Origin of the sequence: Citrobacter sp. Cpo045 (genome assembly GCF_030332875.1) — a bacterium.
Lineage (GTDB): Bacteria > Pseudomonadota > Gammaproteobacteria > Enterobacterales > Enterobacteriaceae > Citrobacter > Citrobacter portucalensis.
Genome location: NZ_JAOWGZ010000019.1, coordinates 1 through 3,156, shown reverse-complemented (window position 1 = coordinate 3,156; position 3,156 = coordinate 1). Strand labels below are relative to the sequence as shown.

General features: G+C 49.8%; 1 protein-coding gene and 2 pseudogenes. 1 reads left to right on the top strand and 2 read right to left on the bottom strand.

The genetic code is table 11. The features are described 5' to 3' along the window. Nucleotides 1-96: 96 nt before the first annotated feature. Nucleotides 97-282, top strand: a pseudogene (locus OGY13_RS00120) (SymE family type I addiction module toxin); the annotation flags it as partial. Nucleotides 283-371: 89 nt separating this feature from the next. Here OGY13_RS00120 and OGY13_RS00115 read toward each other — a convergent pair. Together OGY13_RS00115 and OGY13_RS25075 are read right to left on the bottom strand one after the other, a co-directional pair. Next, the gene (locus tag OGY13_RS00115; protein WP_220704021.1) at nt 372-2,957 is read right to left on the bottom strand and encodes a bifunctional diguanylate cyclase/phosphodiesterase; all 2,586 of its coding nucleotides are present in this window, start codon (nt 2,955-2,957) and stop codon (nt 372-374) included. A gap of 12 nt (nt 2,958-2,969) precedes the next feature. Continuing rightward, nucleotides 2,970-3,156, bottom strand: a pseudogene (locus OGY13_RS25075) (hypothetical protein); the annotation flags it as partial.

Sequence of the window (3,156 nt, the reverse complement as noted above, 5' to 3'; positions counted from 1 at the left end):
TGGTAAGCAGAGTTTTTGAAATGTAAGGCCTTTGAATAAGACAAAAGGCTGCCTCATCGCTAACTTTGCAACAGTGCCCCCTGTCAGGGTAAATGGCTATGCGAAGCGGGTTTTGCACCCGGCCAACATTACACGGTGAAAATTAGCGAGGGCTGTCTGGTGCTTGTGGCGATGAATACGCAGGAGGAAGCGCTGCTTACTCAACTAGACTCCGCACGCCAAACCGTCGCGGAAATGAAGCGCGCGTTAAAACAGATCGGGAATACATTTAAAGCCGCCTGACAACACACCGAGGCAGACGCGCAGCCTGCCTCGGTAATCTTCAGTAGAAACGGCGACGGAACCTGGCTCCGCCATCCACTGACGTGCATTCACACACTAAATGCCACGTCTAAATTTAACGCATCAAGCGCGACAGGCTTCCCGATGAAATACCCTTGCGCCTCGTCACAGTGATATTGTTTAAGCCTTTTCAACTGCTCCGCCGTTTCCACGCCTTCAGCGGTGATAGCCAGCGAATAGGCTTTGCCAAGGCCGATAATATTCTCAACGATGATTTTGGCGTTTTCCGATTCCTCCATGGCGAACACAAAAGATTTATCCAGCTTTATTCCGTCGAACGGGAAGCGTTTCAGATAGCTTAATGCCGAGTAGCCGGTTCCAAAGTCATCAATCAAAAAGCGTACGCCGATATCCTTCAGCTGCTTCATGGTTTCCAGCGTGATATCCGGATTGGAAATCGTCACGTTTTCGGTAATTTCTAACTCCAGCCGGGACGGTTTAAGCCCCGATTTTTGCAGCGCAGCCTTTACCCGTTTCGCCAGGCCACGGGTATTAAACTCCACCGCCGAAATATTGACCGAAATAACCAAATCGGGCGAGAGATGCACCATATCTTTACAGGCTTTCTCCAGCACCACATCACTCATGGCAACGATCAGGCCCGTCTCTTCCGCAAGCGGGATGAACTGATCCGGCATCAGTAAACCGAGACGCGGATGCTGCCAGCGAACCAGTGCTTCGACAGCAGCGATACGCGAGGTTTCAATGTCGTAACGGGGCTGATAAACCAGCTGAAACTGGTCTGTGCATAACGCTTCACGAAACTCTTTTTCCATTTCCCGGCGCTGAATTAAGTACTCGCCCATGTTGGGTTCGTAAAACACCCAGTTATTGCGACCGGTATTTTTCGCTTTATACAATGCGATATCGGATAACCGAATCAGATCGCTGGCGTTCATTGCATCCTGAGGCGCCAGTGCAATCCCCATACTCACGCTGATATACACTTCATTGCCGTTAACGATAAAAGGCCGGCTTATTTCACTGGCAATGCGCTGGCAGAGCGTCTCTATGTCTTTACGCACATAAATATCCGGCAGAATAAGGATAAACTCATCTCCGCCCTGCCGGGCAACCAGATCGATTTTACGGGTACAGGACCGCAACCGGCTGGCGACTTCATTGAGTAACGCATCGCCCGCATTGTGGCCGAATAAATCATTTACCGGTTTGAATTTATCCAGGTCGAGGCTGATCATGGCCAGGGGATGATCCGGATCGGGTAAAGAACGCAGCTCACCTTCCAGAAACTCTTTCATTCTGACCCGGTTTGGCAGGCCGGTTAATTCATCATGCCGCGATAAATACTCGGCACGCTCCTGCGCCTCCACTTCCAGAGTGACATCGGTCACCGTACCGCGAAAGCCCATAGAACCATCATCCATAATGGCGCGCTTCGCCACCACATTGCAGTAACGCTGATGGCCCTGATCTGAGAAATAGCGGGCCTTTTTGAGCGTGTAATTACTGCTCGTCTGCGGATTCAGCAGCCAGTGATGAAAAAGGATTTTGTCGCTGTGGATGAAATCCAACATGTTCCGCCCAAGCCAGTCGTCAGAATGATGACCGGTAACGCCGGAAAAACGGTCGGATAACCACGTTAGCCGTGCCTCGCTGTCCGCTTCCCAAATCCAGTCGGTGGTGGCTTCAATGACGTCGCGAAAGCGTCGTTCACTTGCCGTAAGCGCTTGTCGGCTTTGCTCAAGCAGGGAAACATTTTCGTCATTAATTTGCGCTTTGATTAACGCACCACGCCGCATCAACCAGGTAAATGCAATGGTCGATAACATCAGAATGATGATTAACGGCAGCTCCCGGTTCATCAGCGCTCTGCCCGGATCGTCGCTTCGCCACTCAATCAGAACATCGCCATTATCAATGGGTAAAATAAGCTGAGCTTCCCGGTAGTCGGCTTTCAGGTGTGGCTCCATTCTGCCGAACGTATGCGCATTATGAATGCCGTATTCGTTGCCCATTTTCTCCAGTTTAACGGGCGTTAACACGTCGGCGAAAATCAGTACCGAGGCATCTTCCGCCACCGGCGTGATGCTTTCATCGTCTCCCGACGTGATCCGGGCCGCCGTCAGTAAGGTGAGTTGCCCGTTGGTCATCATAAGGCGTGAGACGGCTTTACCCTGGCTTTGTGAGAGGTCGTTAAAAAGTTCTTTGGTGATGTTCCGGTTGAGCCATTTCTCGAAAGGCTGGCTGACAAGATTTCCTTCAATGACGCTATAACGCGTCTCCCCGGCGGGAGACAAAACAAATACGCCTTCATACTGGTAATTCGTGTAAAGCGATTCACCAAGGTTCTGGCTGTCCCATGCCCATTTAACATTCACCTGCTTGTGCAAATTATTATACGCTTCGCCCCAGTCGGCATTATCCATTAAATTTGTGCGTATCTTTTCCTGCCGGTTAGTGAGGGCTTTTTGCAAAAGTAAACTGCTGCGCGCGTCTGCTTTATTATTAAGATTATCCGCGATATATAAAAGACTCACTATTGCCGCCAGAAAGAGACTGCTCAGCAACGCCGCGGTAATAATAAAATTTTTCTTTACTATGCCACTGGTTTCTCCTGAAAAACTACTTACTTTGTTGAAGCGCTGCCAGTTCATTTTCCCCATCTCTTAACGGTGAGAGTCCATTGGCCTGAAATAGGCACAGCCCGCAGAGGCAGTATCGGCAGAAACGGATTTTTTCTCCAGAATTTTTTGAGCACTTTTTTTTGCTTTAGCTAGGGAAGGTGCGAATAAGCAGGTCATTTCTTCCCAAGCTGACTCGCTGATTAAAATTTCGCGGATCTGGGCCGATTTT